The organism is Njordella calcicola (assembly GCF_056494125.1).
Window position 1 is genome coordinate 59,333 of record NZ_CM151396.1, and the last position, 17,262, is coordinate 76,594.

At 51.5% G+C, this 17,262-nt stretch carries 13 protein-coding genes; 9 read left to right on the top strand and 4 right to left on the bottom strand.

What is annotated here, in order from left to right:
* Positions 1-2: 2 nt before the first annotated feature.
* Positions 3-1,079, bottom strand: a complete 1,077-nt coding sequence (locus SH302x_RS00215) for a prenyltransferase/squalene oxidase repeat-containing protein (protein WP_479366469.1) — start codon at positions 1,077-1,079, stop codon at positions 3-5.
* Positions 1,080-1,312: 233 nt separating this feature from the next.
* On the opposite strand from SH302x_RS00215, the gene SH302x_RS00220 reads away from it, so the two are divergent.
* Positions 1,313-2,515, top strand: a complete 1,203-nt coding sequence (locus SH302x_RS00220; RefSeq protein WP_479366471.1) for an HD-GYP domain-containing protein — start codon at positions 1,313-1,315, stop codon at positions 2,513-2,515.
* 464 nt (positions 2,516-2,979) lie between these two features.
* Complete coding sequence (locus SH302x_RS00225; RefSeq protein WP_479366472.1) at positions 2,980-4,185, top strand: DUF1559 domain-containing protein; 1,206 nt, start codon at positions 2,980-2,982, stop codon at positions 4,183-4,185.
* A gap of 252 nt (positions 4,186-4,437) precedes the next feature.
* Here the strand turns inward: SH302x_RS00225 and SH302x_RS00230 are convergent, their stop codons facing one another.
* A complete protein-coding gene (locus SH302x_RS00230; protein WP_479366474.1) occupies positions 4,438-4,716 on the bottom strand; it encodes a ferredoxin family protein in 279 nt (92 codons plus the stop codon).
* Positions 4,717-4,999: 283 nt separating this feature from the next.
* Here SH302x_RS00230 and SH302x_RS00235 point away from each other — a divergent pair, with 283 nt between their 5' ends.
* On the top strand, positions 5,000-5,572 hold the full coding sequence (locus tag SH302x_RS00235) for an RNA polymerase sigma factor (protein WP_479366475.1): 573 nt from the start codon (positions 5,000-5,002) through the stop codon (positions 5,570-5,572).
* A gap of 64 nt (positions 5,573-5,636) precedes the next feature.
* The gene (locus SH302x_RS00240; protein ID WP_479366476.1) at positions 5,637-7,085 is read left to right on the top strand and encodes a sulfatase-like hydrolase/transferase; all 1,449 of its coding nucleotides are present in this window, start codon (positions 5,637-5,639) and stop codon (positions 7,083-7,085) included.
* An 11-nt stretch (positions 7,086-7,096) separates the two neighbouring features.
* Here the strand turns inward: SH302x_RS00240 and SH302x_RS00245 are convergent, their stop codons facing one another.
* Positions 7,097-8,734 carry a Gfo/Idh/MocA family protein gene (locus tag SH302x_RS00245; protein ID WP_479366477.1) on the bottom strand — a complete coding sequence of 546 codons (1,638 nt, stop codon included), beginning with the start codon at positions 8,732-8,734 and terminating at the stop codon, positions 7,097-7,099.
* On the opposite strand from SH302x_RS00245, the gene glmS reads away from it, so the two are divergent.
* The 4 genes from glmS (at position 8,733) to SH302x_RS00265 (ending at position 15,074) form a co-directional block, all read left to right on the top strand.
* A complete protein-coding gene (gene glmS, locus SH302x_RS00250) occupies positions 8,733-10,634 on the top strand; it encodes a glutamine--fructose-6-phosphate transaminase (isomerizing) (RefSeq protein WP_479366479.1) in 1,902 nt (633 codons plus the stop codon). The two genes, SH302x_RS00245 and glmS, sit on opposite strands and share 2 nt — an antisense overlap.
* The gene (locus tag SH302x_RS00255; protein ID WP_479366481.1) at positions 10,634-10,861 is read left to right on the top strand and encodes a hypothetical protein; all 228 of its coding nucleotides are present in this window, start codon (positions 10,634-10,636) and stop codon (positions 10,859-10,861) included. The genes glmS and SH302x_RS00255 overlap by 1 nt, the downstream gene beginning before the upstream one ends.
* Complete coding sequence (locus SH302x_RS00260; RefSeq protein WP_479366482.1) at positions 10,848-11,717, top strand: hypothetical protein; 870 nt, start codon at positions 10,848-10,850, stop codon at positions 11,715-11,717. Before SH302x_RS00255 ends, SH302x_RS00260 begins: the two co-directional genes overlap by 14 nt.
* A 384-nt stretch (positions 11,718-12,101) precedes the next feature.
* Positions 12,102-15,074, top strand: coding sequence for a peroxidase family protein (locus SH302x_RS00265; RefSeq protein ID WP_479366484.1), 2,973 nt, complete (start codon positions 12,102-12,104; stop codon positions 15,072-15,074).
* A gap of 101 nt (positions 15,075-15,175) precedes the next feature.
* On the opposite strand, the gene SH302x_RS00270 is transcribed toward SH302x_RS00265, so the two are convergent.
* Positions 15,176-16,054 (bottom strand): hypothetical protein, encoded by an 879-nt coding sequence (locus SH302x_RS00270; protein WP_479366486.1) that lies wholly within the window; start codon positions 16,052-16,054, stop codon positions 15,176-15,178.
* A gap of 330 nt (positions 16,055-16,384) precedes the next feature.
* On the opposite strand from SH302x_RS00270, the gene SH302x_RS00275 reads away from it, so the two are divergent.
* Entirely contained in the window at positions 16,385-17,146 is a 762-nt protein-coding gene (locus SH302x_RS00275) for a DUF3891 family protein (RefSeq protein WP_479366488.1), read from the top strand.
* Positions 17,147-17,262 lie beyond the last annotated feature (116 nt).

The window sequence follows — 17,262 nt, forward strand, 5'->3', positions numbered from 1 at the left end:
GCTTAGCGTTGAAAGATTGGAAGATAGCCGAGGTCTAGTTGCAGCATAATCAAATTGCAGGCCGTGATGTAGACCGCGTTGATCTGCCCATCCCATGAGCCATCAGTGCGTTGCTCCTGTGCGATGCGGTCGTACAGTTTGCGACGGAACGGCAGCCACTGCTCGTCGCCTTCGCGATAGACAACTTGGCTGTAATACATATAGGTATAGTGCCAGTGTCCGAAGGCTTCTGCGTTGGAACTAATATCGTAGAGAGTTTTCTTGCAGTAGCTTTGCATCTCGGGCACGTGCTCGCTGTCGTAATCACCCGCATTGTAAAGCGCTGCCAGCGAAGCGGCGGTAATGGCCGGCCGCGATGTTCCCATTTGGTTACTGGAGTAGCTAATGCCGCCGTCGTCGTTTTGGCAGCGATACATATACTCCTTGGCCGAGCGAATGATCTCCGCTGGTACTGCTAGCCCCGCGTTGCGACATCCCCGCAAGCCTTGCACCTGAGTGATGGTGGTGCTGCCCTCGTCGTAGTCGCTTCCGTCCGCAGCGCTCACATAACCCCAACCGCCAGAAGATGTCTGCGCGTTGCCGCAAAACTGGATCGCTTTGTTTAAGGCAACCACCAATTCTTCGCGACGATCGGCATAACCTTCTTCACCTAGCACTTGCGATAAAAACAACATTGCGAAACCATGCCCGTAGGTGTAACGCACGTCGGAGGTGGGATCGCCGATCAATCCATTAGGGCGGCATTTGCTGAGCAGGAAGTCCGTCGTCCGCGAAATGTTCTTTGCGTAGGGGCCTTGTGTGGAAGTTGACCCCGAGCAGAGCATGGCTAAACCAGCCAATGCCGAAAGCGCGGTAGGGTAGGGCGGTGTATTCCACTGACCGCGAGTGGACTGGGTGCGGGCAAGGTACTCCAGTCCGCGTCGTGTCGTATTGTTCCACGCAGGATCTCGGTCGATCGATTGCTGCGCATATCCACAAGCGGCGGGTGGGCCGACGCTGTTCAGCCAAGCGGCGGTTCCTACGCAACCCAAGGAACTTCGCAGAAAGAGTCGTCGGTTTGGTCTGGTGTTTTGTGACATAACCATTATTAGACCGTTCTGGTCGAGTGGTGTGTAGTGGTTGGAATGCTTGGCGAAAAGGATCTTGAAAAAAGGTTTGTTTAAAAGCCAGATCGGAATAGCGCACATTCATTTTTCAGAATACGTTTCGGATAATCCGATAACGCAAGATACGTTCTTTTCGTTTCTATTGTCGTTAGTTTGTAGCGTTTTGGAAGTCTATGCCGGCTCAGACCCCAGTGAAAGACTCAGCCATGAAGAAAAACGCCAAGAAGCGTCGATGGAAGGTGAAGGTCGCTTCGCTCAGTCCGGACGTTCCTCTGACGTACGATTTGTATGATGATCTGGGGAAATTGCTGGTCCCGGCCGGTAAAAAAGTCTCTCAAGCAATCATCAACCATATGCTCGACCGTGGGCTCGCATGGTTGCTGATCGATTCCGATATCGATACAAGTGATCCGACCGTAGAGCGACAGACGCGACCGTACAATCCAAGTACGGTGGCTCTGCTAAATCGTTCATTTGAGGAATGTGAGCAGGCCTTCGAACAGAATCTTGTCAATCTCATGGCCGGCGGAATTGTCGATGTAGCATCGATCGAAGTCTTGTTGGACGTCTTTTCTGCCGAAGCAGAAAGGGACATCGCCCCAGTGCTTTCTACGATTTTTGAGGGCGGTAAGAAGCACCTAGATCTGCGGAAGCAAATCGTCCAGCGAGCAGTAAGGACCGCCGGGTTAGTCGTATCCCTGGGAGTGGCGATGCAACTGTCGCCTCTGGATTTACGCTCGCTGGGGTTCGCCGGCTTGCTCAGCGATGTAGCGTTGATGCAGCCTGAGCCCTTGATGGATATCGCATCGGCCGGGGGTCGGTTGAGCGCGGCGAGAAATTACTTGCAGCATCCAATTCGCAGTAGTGAGATGACTATTGGGCTGAAACGCGTCCCGCCCCTGGCGCGACTTCTGATCACGCAAGTTCACGAGCAACTCGACGGCGAAGGTTTTCCGCTCGGGATATCGTCAGGACGTATCCATCCTTTGGCCAGGCTATTGAGTGTCGTGGATGCGTACGTTTCGATGACAGAGCCGCTTGGCAGTCAGTTGGGCATCATACCGTCGGATGCGATGGCATGTTTGATCTTTCATGCCCGCGAAGGCCGCTTCTGCTATAGAGCAGTGCAGACATTGTTGCATTCAGCTTCGATGTATCCTGTTAGTTCGCATGTCTTGTTGGATAATGATATGAGGGCTAAAGTCGTGCGTGCTTGTCCGGGCGAACCAACCAAGCCAGCGATCATTCTAGATGGCGAGAAGGATGACATTGTCGATCTTCGATGCTGTCCGGTCCGGGTGGCTATGCCGGTCCAAGATAATCGCGATGCGAACATTGGACGACTCAAACTATCTAAGCTTAGCGAGCCTGTCTGGAACATGACCAGTCTCGACCATGTGGTGCTGTAGGCCGTCGGCCATCAGCCAGTGCAGCGCTGGCTGCGAATCCTTGCCGAAGCCCTTGGTGACAAATGTTAAGAGATGTTTAAGAATTGCAGTTGCGAGAACTGTGGCAAACCTTTCGGTCTGTTGTCGCAATCAACACTGGGCGAGAAGTAAGGCCTTCAAGCAAGCATTATATGCCTGCGCCACGATCGCTATAATCGCGAATTGTTAAGAAACGTTTAGTGTTAATGATTTCTTCATAATCGCCGACGCCAAGAGCCGTTTCTGTTGTTTGCAATGCCCATTACTCTACTGCCCAAATAAGCCGTTGGGATGTCGCGGACTTGCAAGTTCCATTGCAATGCAGCGCAAGTTGCGAACCTATGACGGTACGTCGGAAACAGATTTCGGTTTACGATCGATTCCGCCATTTTGGTGTCAATGAGTCGATTGCAAGTGGTAGGTTCTAATTGGGAGATGTGACAAGTATGTCGCGGTACAAGTTTCAGGGTCAGCGTGGTTTCACGTTGGTCGAATTGTTAGTGGTGATCATTATCATCGGAATTCTTGCAGGATTGTTGTTGCCTGCGGTGCAAAACGCTCGTGAATCTGCACGACGCATGCAATGTTCCAGCAACATGCGCCAGATGGGAATTGGGATTCTGGGCTACGAAAGCTCGTACCGCGTACTGCCAGCGGCTGGTGAAGGGATTGAGCCTACTTTATTTGCGGCTTATCTCAATTCACCCAGTGCAGCGACGGACATTTTCACGCCTGCGGGTAAGTTTGTGAATGGTCGAGGGCAACTCGACCAATCGGTCAGTCCATTCATCTCGATTCTGCCATACATCGAGCAGAACGCAATTTACAACCAATATAACTTTGCTTACGAGTATATGGATCGCCGGGCTAGTCTGAATCCCGCGACCAATACATTCAACGAAGAGTTTGGTAATGTTGGAGCGGCTCGCACTCAGATTCCAATCTACAATTGCCCATCCAACCCCGTCAATAATATTGACGATCCACAAGGTTATGGACGCTTGGATTACTTCGCAACGTGCTATACCGATATCAGCCCAGGTCCGACCGTTCGTCCTACTTATGGACCTGCAGGGACGAGAGACAAGCGGTCGTCGATGGACGGTGCATTGAGCTTGTATGCCTCTGGTGTTGCATCCATCATTGACGGTACCTCGAATACAATTGCGTTTATCGAGGACGCTGGCAAGACCCACGTCACTCAAGGTTGGAATACTGCTTCGAAGCGTCGGAGCCCAACTTGTATCGCCGGCTTTGGCTTTGGTTGTGCGACGGGAGACGGTGGTTCGGCTTCGGATGTGACTTACTATACCGTGCATCGTTGGGCAGATTCAGACGCTGCTGGTTCGGGAGTATCCGGCCCTCCATACACTGGCGGTGCGAAGCCTAATGGTTATATCAATCAGAACAAGAACCCGTTGGGTGGTCCGAACACGGGCAGCACAACGGTCTTCAACGAAACCAATTGCCCCTGGTTCCGAAATAACTGCGGGCCTAACGACGAGCCATTTGCATTCCACGCTGGTGGTGTCAATCTGACGCTGGTCGATGGCAGCACGCACTTTTTATCGGAGTCCATTGATGGTGTGACTCTTCGATACATGGTCACTCGGGCAGAGCAACTGCAGCCCAAGAAGAGCCCGCTTCAATAATCGCGTTTTGCATAAAGCGGTGTCACACACAAGAGACGCTTGGCAAGTTTTCAACGACTGCCAAGCGTTTTTTATTGGTGTTGAAGCTGTGCACCAGTGCTCAAGTAAAGTGAGCATTTATCAAGCGCGGCATGGCCTCTCGTTGGAACCGTAGCGAGGTCAAAAGATGAGGTGCGGTAACAGCTCATAAAAAAAGGTCCGGGCAATGCACCGGACCTTTTGGATAGGGTTAGACGAATTCTTTAATCTAAATTAGGAATCTGCCAACGGTTTTTTCTTTTCGGTGATGACGGGCGATTGCGGAGCCTTCTCGGCATTCAATTCAATGTAGCTTTTCCATTCATCAGGCACGTTGTCTTCGTGAAAGATCGCTTCGACGGGGCACTCGGGCACGCAAGCTTCGCAGTCGATGCACTCTTCAGGATGAATATAAAGCATGTTCTCGCCTTCGTAGAAGCATTCTACTGGGCAAACCACAACACAATCGGTGTAACGGCAACCAACACAGGGCTGAGTAACTATGTGAGCCATGTAGTAAACCTTTCTAGACTCCAAAACCTGACAACTTCGCGGAACCAACTCTGGTTTCGTCGCGAAACGAAGCCTGGCTAAAAAAATTCGACGCGGAATCTACCGCGAAGCTCGGAAAACGCCAAAAACCGGCGAAAACGCCGCAATGCTTAGCAACTATCCACATGCTGGTATCGTAGGTAGCCTAGAATTGCGTGTCAAGTTGCTGGGAACTGCTTGCGATAGTGTTTTCGGCTACCTAAGATTGGTATGTTGCACTTTAACTCTACTTGGCTAGCAAATCGTGGTACTTCTAAATGTCGACCGAGAACTTCTGGAGCGTTGCCTTCAGAGGTCGCCTGAAGCCTGGGAAGCGATGGTTGATCGCTTTTCCGGACTGGTGGCGCACGTCGTCGACCAAACGGCGTTGAATCGTTCGCTGGCCTTGGACCATGCCTCCCGCGACGATTTGATTGCGGAGGTTTTCTTGGTCTTGGTCGAGAATAATTTCGCTGTTCTGCGACGATTTCGCGGAAACAGTTCCTTGGCGACCTATCTGGCCGTAGTGGCGCGTCGAATTGTCGTTCGTTCACTGCGAAAGAATCGCCTATTGAAGGGTCAAACCATTTCTACCACGACCAAAGATCCTGCAGTATTTGCGGCCGCTGTGTCAGATCCGACGCAGTTGGATAATCGCCAAGAGTTGGAAGCCGCCCTAGCTCTGCTGACCAGCGAAGAGGCGACCGCAGTGCGGATGTTTCATTTGGAAGGCAGGACCTACCGCGAGATTAGTTCCCAGATCGGGATGGCCGAAAATAGCATCGGCCCATTTCTGACTCGAGCTCGGGAGAAGCTGCGAAAGAAGGCCGAGTCGTAGTCAGATCCTATGGATTGCAATTGCTGAAAAGTACGATTCTTTATGCTCAGAAGGCGATACAAAGATGAAGGTCCTGGCAGCTTGTCTTGGTTTCGCGGTTGTAGCTTCTGCAGGTTTCGCCCAGGCCCAGCCCGGTTCACACATCCCTTCAAGCGCGCCGCTGAATATTGTCTTGCTGATCGCCGATGATCTTGGGTATGGCGAAATGTGGCGGCAAGATCAGTCCCGGATTGCTACTCCCCATCTCGATCGTTTGGCAATCAGCGGGACTCGTTACACCCAGGCTTATGTAACGGCACCAAACTGCAGCCCCTCTCGCGCTGGAGTATTCACCGGGATTACGCCAACGCGATTTGGGTATGAATTCAATCCCATTGGTGCTCGCAACGATGACCCTCACACAGGTTTGCCGCCACAGCAGGTGACGATTGCCGAATTCCTCAAGGGGTACGGTTATACGTCAGGTCTGATTGGAAAATGGCATTTGGGAGGGGCCGCGGACTTTCATCCCCTAAGGCACGGCTTTGATGAGTTCTACGGTTTCTTGCATGAAGGCCACTTCTATCAACGGTCACCTTGGCCGGAGCTTGTTTCAATGCTGCGCAGATCCAAGCTACCCGGATCCAACACGGGGCTATTTTGGGCAAATGAGTCTGTAGCCTACTCTACGCACACAGGCCGCGACGAACCGGCCTATGATGCGAATAACCCGATCTTGCGAAATAGTCAACCTATCAATGATGCCGATTATCTCACGGATTCCTTTGCGAAGGAGGCCGAGGAGTTCATTGAGCGTTATCAAGCGGGCTCCTTCTTTTTGACGGTGGCATTTAATGCTGTTCACAGTCCTTTGCAGGCCAAGAAATCAACCTTTGATGAAGCCGAAGATATTCCAGATTTGCAACGAAGAATCTTCGCTTCCATGCTGATCGATATGGACATAGCCGTCGGCAGAATCTTGTCCGCTTTGGAGCAACGAGGTTTGCGGGAGAATACCTTGGTGTTCTTTCTCAGCGACAATGGCGGACCTACTCGCGAGTTGACCTCTAGCAACTATCCATTGAAGGGAGAGAAGGGAAGTATGTATGAAGGTGGGCTGCGTGTCCCATTTGTTGCAAGCTGGCCTTCGAAATTACCAGCAGGCGAGGTAAGTGCGAAGGTTGTCAGTTCCTTGGATATTTTTGCGACGATTGCACAAGCTGTAGGTGGGAGTATTCCCGATGGTCTGGAAGGTCAGGATTTGCGTCAGTTGTCCACGGGCGATCAAACGTCAAAACATCGGGAGTTATTTTGGCGTCAAGGAACGCGAGCGGCGTTTCGATCGGGAGACTGGAAGATCGTTTGTAACCGCTTGGATGGAGAAAGGAATCGTGAGTGGGAGTTGTATGAGCTTGGGACCGACATGCAGGAGAGCCAAGACTTGTCGCAAAAAGAACCTGCGATCCTACAGGCTCTTGCGAATTCATGGGAACAATTCAATGCGCAAATGAGCGCGCCGCTGTTTGGGCCCTGAACATCCCAAGCCTATACCGCATCCACTTCTGGATGCACGTAGGGCTCGCGATACTTACGTCGCAGTAATTCGTTTGCCGCTTCGTCGTCTTTAATTTTACCTGCGGCTTGGTCCCAAGTCAGCGACCGTCCCAATTCCATCGACATGTTGGCCAGGATGCACGAAGCCGTGGAAATGTGTCCTTGCTCGATATCTGCCACTGGTCTGGAGCGATTCTGGATGGCTTGCAAGAAGTCTAGCATGTGTCCGCGGATGGCCGGTGCCACATGCTTTTCAAGATCTTTTTCGGTCTGGTCTTCTGGGTATTGCTCCAGTTCGAAAGTGACGTCTTTGTGAATGGGCGTGCCGCCATTGCGTGGGATAAAGTCATAGCTGTTAACGCTGAGCTTCAATGTTCCCTTTTCTCCATACAGAGTTGCACCCCAAGGGTATTTGGGATCAGGAGCGTCTCCCCAAGAGCGATGTTGCCAGATGACGTCCAGTTCAGGAAAAGCAAAGGTCGCCGATTGAGTGTCTGAAATGTTGGCAATGGATTCTTTGTCAACATAGATACCGCCGGTGCTGCTGACCGTAGACGGCCAACCGAGGTCGAGCATCCAGCGCACGGTATCCAGCATATGGATGCACATGTCACCGACGATACCATTACCGTACTCCATGAACGCTCGCCATGATCTTGGGTGCATCGTTTTGTTAAAGGGTCGCATGGGCGCAGGGCCGGTCCAGGCATCGAAATCTAGATAGTCTGGCGGCGTGGAGTTGGGTGGATTACCTTTGGCCCGCATGTGGTAGTAGCAGTAGATTTCGGCCATCGCGACCTTGCCCAATTTGCCTTCATCGACGATGTTCTTTTTGGCTTCGATCAGATGCGGCGTGCTGCGACGTTGGGTGCCAACTTGTACGACGCGGTCGTATTTTCGAGCGGCTGCCAGCATGGCTTGGCCTTCCACAATGTCGACCGAGATTGGCTTTTGAACGTACACATCGACGCCGCTCTTGACCGCTTCGATCATCGGTAAGGCGTGCCAGTGGTCCGGCGTCCCGATCAAAACGATATCGAGGTCTTTCTCGGCCAGCAGTTGCTTGTAGTCCGAGTAGAGACGCGGGCGTTTCTTCGAGGCTTGACGCTCGGCGACGAGATCTGCAGCGCCGGAAAGCATTTGCGAATCGACATCACACAGAGAGACGACTTCCACCGGAGCGACTTGGATCAAACGCAGTAAGTCGGCCTTCCCATACCAGCCTGTTCCGATCAAGCCAACACGTTTGGCAGGCTGGTCGGCTAGAGCTGCAATGGTCTCTTTGTACTGGGCTGCGACCATTGCCGCGGCTCCGGTCGTCGCCAAGCTGTTTCGTAAGAAGATTCGACGGTCCATAATTTCCTCTGTTGAGTGAATAATTCGAGTAGTGCGAGTCGGTTTTGCGGTCTGCGTAAAGTTTGCCTTTGACTGCAGGGTTGAATCATAGTAAAGATTATAGCGACTACCTGTGAAGATGTTGGCCTGCGCGATCGACGTTTTCCAGCAGCCGCTGATTCGAGCAACCTTTTTGGGGCCATTTGGTCGATGATAACCAGAGTGTAATTTCTCGTAATGGCTGTGCTCCTTTCGTAATCCGGTACCTAGCTCCCAAGGAAGTTTCCAAAGCATGTGCGGCATCGTCGGCTACGTTGGCAACAAAGATTCGGTTTCCTTTCTCGTCGATGGGCTTCGGCGACTTGAGTATCGCGGCTACGACAGTGCGGGCGTGGCAACATGGAACCCCAACTCCGGGCTGCAAGTGTGCCGTTCGGTTGGCCGTATTGATAAGCTAGCGGAAGTCGTCGTCAATAAGAAGCAGGCCGGTCATATCGGGATCGGCCATACACGTTGGGCTACGCACGGTCCCGCAACCACAGAGAATGCTCACCCGCATCTGGGAGGCCGAGGTGCGGTGGCGATTGTGCACAACGGAGTGATTGAAAATTATGATACGCTAAAGCAGATGTTGATTGCGAAAGGTTACGTCTTTCAGTCAGCCACGGACACCGAAGTCATCGCTCATTTGATTGCCGATGCGCTGCGAAGCTTGGATGCGGACAGTGAACAGGAGGATCGCAGCAACGCGGAAAAGCTAGCTGCTTCCGAAGGCTCCAATGCAAAATATGTCGAAGCGGTTCGCAGTGTGTTACCGATGCTGCGCGGGACCTATGGATTGGTGGTTCTGTTCCGCGACAAACCGGATTTATTGGTGGCCGCTCGCTGTGGGTCACCTTTGGTGTTGGGCGTAGGGCGTGGAGAGCAGTTTATTGCCAGTGATACTTCACCCCTGGTTGGGCACACCGATCGAATTATCTATTTGGCCGATCATCAGTTGGCTGTATTGACATCGGATTCCATTCAAGTTGTGCACCGCGATCAAGGTCGCGTGCGTCCCGATGTCCGTGTCTTGGAGAGCACCGATCAGAATGTAACCACCGATGGCTTTCCGCATTACATGTTGAAAGAGATCTATGAGCAGCCAAATGCGATTCGCAATGCGATGCGAGGCCGATTGGATCGTGAAAGTGCGACGGCGAAATTCGGCGGATTGAACTTGACGCCTATTCAATTGCGCAGTGTTGATCGCATCATTCTGACCGCTTGTGGTACCAGTTGGCATTCGGCGCTCGTTGGAGAGTATTTGATTGAGACCTTCGCGAGGTTGCCTGTAGAAGTCGAATATGCCAGCGAGTTGCGTTATCGCAATCCACCCATTGACCGCGATACGCTGATCTTTGGTATCACGCAAAGTGGCGAGACCGCTGACACGCTGGCCGCATTGAGGGAGATGAAACGCAAAGGCCATCATACGCTAGCGATTTGTAACGTGATCGGCAGTAGTATCGCGCAGGAAGCAGACGGCGGTATCTATCTGCATGCCGGGCCGGAGATTGGCGTAGCATCGACCAAGGCCTTTACCAGTCAATTAACCGTGCTGTCGATGCTCGCATTGTACTTCGGTCGTTTGCGGCACATCAGTTTCGAAGCTGGCCTGCGGATCATCGAACAGCTTGAAAACTTGCCGAATCTTGTCGAGGCTGCTTTGACCTGTGATGCTCAGGTTCGAAAGATCGCGGAGAAGTATAAAGATGCATCGACATTTCTATATCTTGGCCGTAACTACAATTTCCCGACCGCGTTGGAAGGGTCGCTTAAGCTGAAAGAAATCAGTTACATTCACGCTGAAGGTTATCCTTCTGCAGAGATGAAGCATGGCCCTATCGCTTTGGTCGATGAAAATACGCCTTGCGTGTTTCTGGTATCGCAGAGCCAAGTGTACGATAAAGTGATGAGCAACCTGCAGGAGGTGAAAGCACGCGGGGGACCTGTGATTGCGGTGGTAGATACCATCGACGAACAATTGGCGAAATTGGCCGATGATGTGATTGAAATCCCCAGTTGCGAGGATTTTCTTCAACCTATTGTCAGTAGTATTCCACTACAATTGTTGGCGTATCACATCGCGATCCTGCGGGGATGCGACGTCGACAAACCACGAAATCTGGCAAAAAGCGTAACTGTTGAATAATGAGTACGGACCCCAATCTATCGAAGCTTGATCTATCCTACAGCGCACGCAAAGCGCTGACGGTCCATATCGGCGAAGCGGCCGGGCAAGAGATTGCTGACTTGCTGGTGAAGATGGCTAATCAAATCGAGGAATTGAAACGTACCAAGGTCAGCGTCACACCAGTGATTCCGCAGCCCAAAGCCGAACGCTCTCCTTTAGCGGCACTGGATAATGAAGTATTCTGAACCGGCTCTGAATGTCCAGCCTCGCGAAGAACTGGTCGAACAAGCTTATCTGTTTGGGATCTTGATCGAGCGGCTCGGGAAAGACATCTCGCTGCAAGATCTCTTATTGCAAGTGAAGCATGAATTGCTCGCGACAACCAACCTTCCAAGGGCTATCGATTTCTTATTAGGTGAGTTGAAGCACACTGGCCAAATGGCGTTGGGTATGCAACGCATTCAGCATTACTTCACCAGCTTTCAATCGTTCGTGGTGGCTGAATCAGAGAAGGATCGCGGTCGATTCGACTTTGTGATGGCGCTGCGTATCTTGCATAAAGAGGCGGAGTATCGCGCAGCTAACCTTAGCCCGCAAGGTGCATTCTTCTACCAGTTCGAAAGCTTAAGCCGCAATCGGTTGCCTTATGACGCAGGTCTGAAGGCCATGGCAGATGACCCCATCTATACTCCGCAATGGAAAGAGTGGATTTTGATCGTTCGTCGACAGTTAGGCTTGGTTGATTTGGCGGATTTAATCTATGGACGCAGCGAAGATTTTGTCGCTTATCGTAAACGACGTTTAGGACCTGATGCACCCATGGATTTCGCGGTGCTCTTCGGTGAAAAAGAAGGCAAGATTGCTTTTGCGAATCGTCGCAAGGATATTCTGTATTTGTTTGCGGCCATGCAACGTCACTTAGGGTATCCGCCAGTGCCGCGTCCGGTGCTCAACGCGGGAGATAAAGATTCGATCCCTCAGATGCAACGGCGTATCGAACGGCTGGAATCTCGGATCAAGCTGCTGGAAGAAGAAAATCGGCAGGGGATCGATATCACTAAGTTCTACTCGGGCAAAGTCCCTGACGGTTTCGAAGGCTAGTTGGACAGCACCAGCTAGGCTCTGCGAGCGAAATCGCAGCGGTTGGACCCGTTCCATTCGCTGCTTGTTGGTCGCACTCATTCTTACGCTACAGGCTCGCTTGGCTTGTGCCCGCATAATCGTTGCAATCGGTCATGCCAGACCTTGAATTCAAAACCGGTAATTTTCGTCAGAATTCAGGCTCTTCGGGTGTCCCGAATCGCGTTCGATTTTGCGCAAGTAGATTAGCAGCCCGAGCGTCTGGAGTAGGAATATCACACCACACCACTCCAGTCGCTCGATGGCGCTGCACGGAAGTCACGTTTGGGTGCTTGTTGTTAGTTCCTGCGTGGTGAAGGCAAAAAGGAGTGCCGATTTACTAACCTCGACCGGGATCTGCGCAGCATGTTTTTCCATAAGACGAAGAATAACGAAATCAACGACCAAGCGAACTTGGATTTGCACCTGGAACAACTCGAGCAGCGTCAGATGCTCTCGGCCGTTGAAATATTTGCCGCCGGAGAAACGAACCAAGAGACTTTGCAACTGAAAATCGATGACGTTGTCGTGCAAACGTGGAACAATGTCGGTGGGGACGCACGCGCTGGAATCTTCCAAAAGTTGACCTATGCGACCGATAGTCAGATCGATGCGAGCCGCATCAAAATCGAATTTGTTAACGATCTTTATGAACCTGAAAATGGGATCGATAGGAACTTGCGGATCGACAAAATTGTCGTTGATGGAGTCACCTACCAAGCGGAAGATGCGACCGTCTTTTCCACAGGGACTTGGAAGCCTGAAGATGGTATCGCGCCCGGTTTTCGCCAAAGCGAATACTTGCATACCAATGGCTTCTTGCAGTTCGCCAAGCAAGGGGCAGAGCAGGCCGGTACGTTGATCGAAGTCGAATTCCGTGGCACCACTGGCGAAGAGGAATTCTATGTCGAGGTTGCCGGTGAAGAGATTGCTCGTTGGAAAGCTACCACGGAGTTTCAAGTCTATTCCATCCGCGCTGAACAGAACAACGTAACACCAGATCAAATTCGAATCGTGTTCGTAAATGACTTGTACGATCCGCAAAACGGCATCGACCGGAATTTGATCATTGACCGAATCATTGTCGACGGCAAAGTCATCGAGACCGAAAGTGACACGGTCTTTTCAACAGGCACTTGGAAAGCAGAAGATGGAATCCAACCAGGTTTCCGCAGCAGTGAGTATCTTCACACAAATGGCTATTTCCAGTTCGGGACGAAGGATACACCAGTCGCTGGCGGTTTGGCTAACGTGGTTGCACGCACGGCCTTTGGAACCCCAAATAGCATTACTCAGGTAAGCAATCCAGACGTGACTGCGTTTGTCCGTGTCACAACCCCAAGCTATCCTGGCGATGGGTCGGGAACGCAGTGGAACACTCCAGAGCCCTCGTCCAGTCCACAGACCCCTCCCAACGCGCCCATGAACATCGGCACCGCCGTGCAGCCGATCAAGATTACCGACAACATCTTTGGGCCTGATTCAGACATCAATCGTCCAAACTCTGGCGGGCTGAATGAATTTTCGCAGTTCTTCGCTCAGTTTGTCGCCCACGATATGGCACAAAGTTTGACCGGAGACGGTGTACCACTCTTCTATGATGGCCAGCAGATTCCAATGACTAGGACGCCATCGGTCATTCAAAATGGAGTTCGACAACCATTGTCCTCCGAGACCGTGACGCTAGATTTAGGCATGGTTTACGGACGTGATGCCATCGCGACCGAAGCGTTGCGCGAAATAGCGTTGGTGAACGGACAACGTATTGCCGGAGCCAAATTGATCGCTGGCGGTGCGGGAGACGTGTTGCCTACTTTTGCCGAAGTCCAGCAGCAGATTGGCGTTACGCCGCTAGCTTTTCCGGAAGAGATTTTGGCTAATCATGTCGCCACCGGGGACGAGCGAGCCAATCAGACCTTGTCTTTGCTAGTGCACCATACCATTTGGCATCGAAACCATAATTGGCATGTTGACCAGCTTCGAGGTCAGAATCCGCAGTGGAGCGAAGAGCAACTTTATCAAGCCGCCCGAGCGTTGAATGAAGCCGAATACCAAAATGTGATTTATAGCGAGTATCTGCCGAAGCTACTCGGGGAAGGTAAACTCGCGGAATACTCAGGCTTCAAAGCAGACGTCGATAACTCGATCATCAATGAGTGGACCACCGTCGCCTTTCGATTTGGTCATGATCAAGCGTCCGATGGACAGATCACGATCTCTGCCGATGGAGACGTGCACTTCTTCCCACTAACCGAGGCCTCGCGGCTTGGCAACCTCGGACAGAGCTTTCGAACCAACGATTCACTGGGAGATTGGACGCGAGGCCAGCTTGCTCAATTTAGCCAGGAAATCGATGGGCGAGTTGTCTCCACTTTACGAAACAATCTGTTTGCTGTGCCCAATCCCGGTGGCGGGGAGCAGTTCCTAAGGTTCAACTTGCCTTTGCTGGATATTCACCGCGGACGCGATCATGGGGTTAGCGACTACAATCAACTGCGAGCAGGGCTGGGCCTGTCGACCTACAGCAGTCTGGATGAATTCGCGGCTGCAAATGGGCTGGATCAAGAACGCTTAACCCAATTGAAGTCCGTATACTCGGACATCTCGCAAATGGATTCGATCGTCGGTGGGCTTCTAAAAGCGAAAGTACCTGGATCTCAGCTAGGTGAGACGTTCACGATCTTGAACGTGATGCAGTTTGAAGCAACTCGCGATGGCGATGAATTCTTCTACTTGAATCGTTTTAAAGATTCTCCGGAATTGATTCAGCAAATCAAGAGCACGTCGATGAGCGTTATATTGAACCGCATTGGCATCATTGATCATCAACAGGATAACGCGTTTCAAGGACAGCCACGCATCGATGGTACCAGTGGAAATGATACTCTCTATGGTACCGCTATGAACGACTTGATGTTCGGCAATGACGGAAACGACTGGATTGCAGGTGGCGAGGGCAATGACATCATCATCGGTGGCAATGGAAACGATTGGTTGTATGGTCAAGGCCAGAATGATGTTTTGGATGGTGGAGCTGGGAACGATTTCTTGTTTGGTGGCTGGGGTGACGACCGCTTGATTGGTGGCCCTGGCTACGATGTTATAACGGGTGGCCCTGGCAACGATACCTTTGTGTTCCGCAAGGGGTCCGATACCGACGTGATCACTGATTTCTCGCCTGGAGACAAGATCGATGTCAGCAGCTTCGCATTCAAGAGCTTTGCTGAATTTGAATCTTACGTTACCTACAAGTGGACCTCAGCGTACTTCACCGTTGGTAACGATGAGTTGATTGTGAAGTTCGTGCATAAGCTTAATCCATGGGATGTGATCATCTAAGGTGGATTAGGTTTGCAACGCGAGCATGCAAAGAATGATCGCAGTTGGCTAGGTTCGTATGACGCAGTGGGCTAACCACTTCGTCATGAGTGAAAGGCAGCTTAATCAAGCGCCGTATGGAGTTCGTTTTGGAAGCGTGACCAAAACCCTCGATCTCGCGTAAGAGTTTCTGGTTGCAAGGAAGCACCGAAGTAATCTAGGTAGTCGATCCATGTTTGAGCAAGTTCGGAGTAGGAGAAATCAGCCTTAGCCATCGGGTTGACCCATTCCGCGTCACCTGGATTGGTGGAGCGAACGAAGTTACCGTCTTGATCGAAATGCAGATTTGCCAGGGCAATGTGACTCACGGCTTGGAACGAGTAGTGCAGTCGATCTTCCTGTGGCACGCTGGCGAGTGTAGCGTTCCATGCGTCACGCACGTTGCGCGGGGTCTGACTGCTTGGGAAACGTAACATAGCTCCTTTACCAACGAAAGAAATGCCATCGTTATCGAGGTCCACGTGCGCAGGAGGTGGAATCAGCAGGTTCAAGGCACCTTCGTCGGAAATCTGGTTGATATCGATCGGGGCGGCCAATCTTTGAACGCGTTGGATCGTGCGTAAAGAATCTGCTGAAAGAGCATTCAAGTAGCTCTTAGGATTCGCATACGCGCCTTGGCGATAAGCATCTGAGAGGATTTGACGATAGCTTTCATGCAGATCGTTGGCCGAATGGCTACTGCCGTCCAGAGCTTGAGTTGTATGTACTTGGGTGTCCGAATAGGTTTGTTGTCCAAACAATCCGAACCAGCGGTCCCAGCTTTCCAGAGCAAACGTTTCTGTATCGGAGTCGACGGGTCTTGGTGCCGCCGCGGCATAGCCTTGCTTGCCCATTTCCGCAAGTACGGCAGAGAATGCATCCCGCACTTGCTCATTGGCTTGTGTGCGGGTTGCAAACGAGGCGGAGTCATGAGTGGTCGACCGAAGCGAGATTGCTTGCATGGGTGTACACGAAAAGGCGTCATGTATTTTCTTATCAACGATTTTTTGGATATATATCGGCGTATGCAAATCCCTGCATAACGGAAAGTCCGCAATCCTGCGAGGAGACTCGCATCGGAAAGGAAATGTATACGGCCAAGCCTTAACATAAGTGTCAACAAACCGTGGATTTTCACAGACGAAATCCTCGACATTGTTCGATGTCCTTGTGCCCAACATCACCTGATGCGAAGGGCGGGTTTTCATCAGATTGACATGCTGCGTTGGTCACCCAGAATAACGATATACTGCTATACACCTTGAGCGAAACCGACTGGAAATCCAATGATCGTGCGAAATGTTAATCAGGGTTGGCAGATCGTATTCCATGCTGCCCACGCACTTCTAGCCCAGGATCTAGCAGCGCAACTCGCTGTCGACGGTCTCCCCCTTTGGCAGCTGACCCAAGTTGCAATCGGAATTCATGACGACGGCAAAGTGCCCTTCTTGGAAGGCAAGCATGAGTACCTTACAGCAGCCAAAGCTCCATTGGATTTCACGCTGATGGAAATGAAGGACAAGGAGCGTGTGGTTGAAGCGCGCACCCAAATCTGGGAGGCAATGAAGAAGCACCGCTGGATTGGATTACTCGTCTCGTTTCATAACCATGTCTTATATCAGGACGAAGATGTAAGCGATCAGATGCGGCAACTGCTGGCTGAAGAAAGCCAACGACGCGCGCAGGTTCTACAGCAGCTTGATTGTACAGAAGAACAATTGCAGCGGTCTTACGACTGGATGCACTGGTGCGACCGATGTTCGCTGCTGCTCGCAGGCAACGACGTTCCCGCCATGCAGCGAAGAATTGAGATCATTACCAATTCCCAATCGCAACGATTCGATTTGTGCCAAGATCAACAAGGAATACTGCAGATCGATCCCTGGCCATTTCGGACTCAACACGTGGAATTCAAGATTGAAAAACGGCTGCTTACTCGGCTTGCTTTTCACGACGACGCGGATCTCGCAGCGGCTCTTCGCGACGCCCCTGTCGAAGACACTACTTTCATCTTCAAGGCGAGCAGCACTTCGCAAAATCTTCAGCAATCATAAAAATGGATGGGTGACAGAATGTCGCGTCCCGTTCAAGTCCTACTGCCTCGGCTGTTTTCAAAGTAGGCTCATTGTTGCTTACTTGTTCTGAGCTTCCATAGTGTGAAAGTTGATTC

Coding starts and splice junctions, on each gene's coding strand:
- SH302x_RS00215 (WP_479366469.1), bottom strand. CDS start 1,079: ATGTCACAAAACACCAGACCAAACCGACGACTCTTTCTGCGAAGTTCC.
- SH302x_RS00260 (WP_479366482.1), top strand. CDS start 10,848: ATGAAGTATTCTGAACCGGCTCTGAATGTCCAGCCTCGCGAAGAACTG.
- SH302x_RS00245 (WP_479366477.1), bottom strand. CDS start 8,734: ATGCTTTGGAAACTTCCTTGGGAGCTAGGTACCGGATTACGAAAGGAG.
- SH302x_RS00230 (WP_479366474.1), bottom strand. CDS start 4,716: ATGGCTCACATAGTTACTCAGCCCTGTGTTGGTTGCCGTTACACCGAT.
- SH302x_RS00265 (WP_479366484.1), top strand. CDS start 12,102: ATGTTTTTCCATAAGACGAAGAATAACGAAATCAACGACCAAGCGAAC.
- SH302x_RS00225 (WP_479366472.1), top strand. CDS start 2,980: ATGTCGCGGTACAAGTTTCAGGGTCAGCGTGGTTTCACGTTGGTCGAA.
- SH302x_RS00220 (WP_479366471.1), top strand. CDS start 1,313: ATGAAGAAAAACGCCAAGAAGCGTCGATGGAAGGTGAAGGTCGCTTCG.
- SH302x_RS00270 (WP_479366486.1), bottom strand. CDS start 16,054: ATGCAAGCAATCTCGCTTCGGTCGACCACTCATGACTCCGCCTCGTTT.
- SH302x_RS00255 (WP_479366481.1), top strand. CDS start 10,634: ATGAGTACGGACCCCAATCTATCGAAGCTTGATCTATCCTACAGCGCA.
- SH302x_RS00240 (WP_479366476.1), top strand. CDS start 5,637: ATGAAGGTCCTGGCAGCTTGTCTTGGTTTCGCGGTTGTAGCTTCTGCA.
- glmS (WP_479366479.1), top strand. CDS start 8,733: ATGTGCGGCATCGTCGGCTACGTTGGCAACAAAGATTCGGTTTCCTTT.